Source organism: Citrobacter sp. S55_ASV_140 (assembly GCF_018919505.1).
Taxonomy (GTDB): Bacteria; Pseudomonadota; Gammaproteobacteria; order Enterobacterales; family Enterobacteriaceae; genus Citrobacter; species Citrobacter werkmanii.
Genome location: NZ_JAHLQZ010000373.1, coordinates 1 through 1,586, shown reverse-complemented (window position 1 = coordinate 1,586; position 1,586 = coordinate 1). Strand labels below are relative to the sequence as shown.

At 50.8% G+C, this 1,586-nt stretch carries 1 protein-coding gene; it reads right to left on the bottom strand.

Features of this window, described 5'->3' with window-relative positions:
• Positions 1 to 1,165 (bottom strand): ATPase RavA (gene ravA / locus KQJ18_RS23890; protein WP_216422938.1); only part of this gene is annotated, 1,165 nt, incomplete at its 3' end.
• Positions 1,166 to 1,586 lie beyond the last annotated feature (421 nt).

Here is a 1,586-nt window from a genome sequence, read left to right as displayed (position 1 = left end):
GTTCCAGCGCTCCCCGTTCGAAAGCAATATGGATAACTTCCATATCATGTAGTTTTAAGGGTTTTTGCAGCAGTAATGTCACGACTGAAGAAGTGGCTTCCGGCGGTAAATCATAATGAGGACGACGGCTGAACATGCCGCCCTGACGGATCACCGTGAATGCCGTTTTGTCGCTTTGCTGCTGCTGGAGCTGGATACGGCGCTGCACAATGCTGGCCAGACGCGTCAGCATGGCTTGCTGCTGCCAGGCGTGTCCGGTCATCAAAATTTCAAGCTGCTGTTGCATCAGATTCAGGCTTTGCGCGTCGTACCACAGGCAATCTTTCAACAGGATCAGGTCGATAGGCACGACCGCATCACGTCCGCTGAAGAAGGCGCTGGCCTGGAGTAAGCGGATAGCTTTTTTCCAGCGGCGATCGGATACATAGGGGGCATTCGGTAATGCGTCTAGCTGTTGGCGCAGCGTGAAAATAAGCTCAAAGACGCGATCGGGAAGCTTGATGGCGCCAATGTCCTTTTGCCACTGGTAATACTCTTCATCCGTCACCTGTAACGACGCCGGGACAGGGTTGTCACTTTCATCCTGCTGGCTTAACAGCATGGAGCGGAAGTTGGCCTTGTCCTGAACTTTATCCAGCCACAGGCGGATCAGCATACGGTCGTACAGGGCTTCCAGGCTGCTGTCTGCTTCAGGCAGTTCGTTGGAGGCTGCCACCAGCAGACGCATCGGGATTTTCTCTTCATGCGCGCCGTTACGAAAATGCCGTTCGTTAATAGCGGTCAACAGGGTGTTGAGAATGGCCGGGCCTGCTTTCCAGATTTCATCGAGAAAGACAATTTCAGCTTCGGGTAAATAGCCCGCCGTTAAGCGTTCATAGCGACCTTCGTCTTTCAGCGCCTGGATAGATAGCGGCCCAAACACCTCTTCCGGCGTAGAGAAGCGCGTCATCAGGTATTCGAAAGCGCGGGCGTTTTGAAAAGCAAACTTCAGTCGACGGGCAATTAAGCTTTTTGCGATCCCTGGAGGACCTAATAAGAATACGCTCTCGCCGCTTAGAGCAGCCAGCAGGCAAAGGCGAATGGCGTGGCTACGTTCATAAAGTCCCTTTTCCAGCGCATTGCTCAGACGGGAAATTCTTTCCGCTAATAAATGTGGGTGAGCCATAATGAAGTGGCGTCCTTTCGCCAAATGTACTGCGTAAACTGCGAGTATAGATGCTTCACACCAGTGCAGTAATAGACTGAAGGTGCGCTTATTTTTCTTTGAGCCAGATTAATCTGGTCTCATTTAGGGGTACGATTTTGTGAGTAATCGTGCATACTGTGCGCCTTTTTGTGGGCCAAGGGACGACGCACACATTTCTTATATATACACCATATCAATCATACTGCACCAAGGCGGCAATGGAGTTTTCTTCTGGGATGGGGGGAATAACGAATGCAACCCACACGGAGTGGCTTGAATGATGATGTGTATAAACGAAAGACGAGTCTATGAGCACTGATAATAAACAATCATTGTCTGCGATTACCCTTGCGGCCATTGGGGTTGTCTACGGTGATATTGGTACCAGCCCACTTTATAC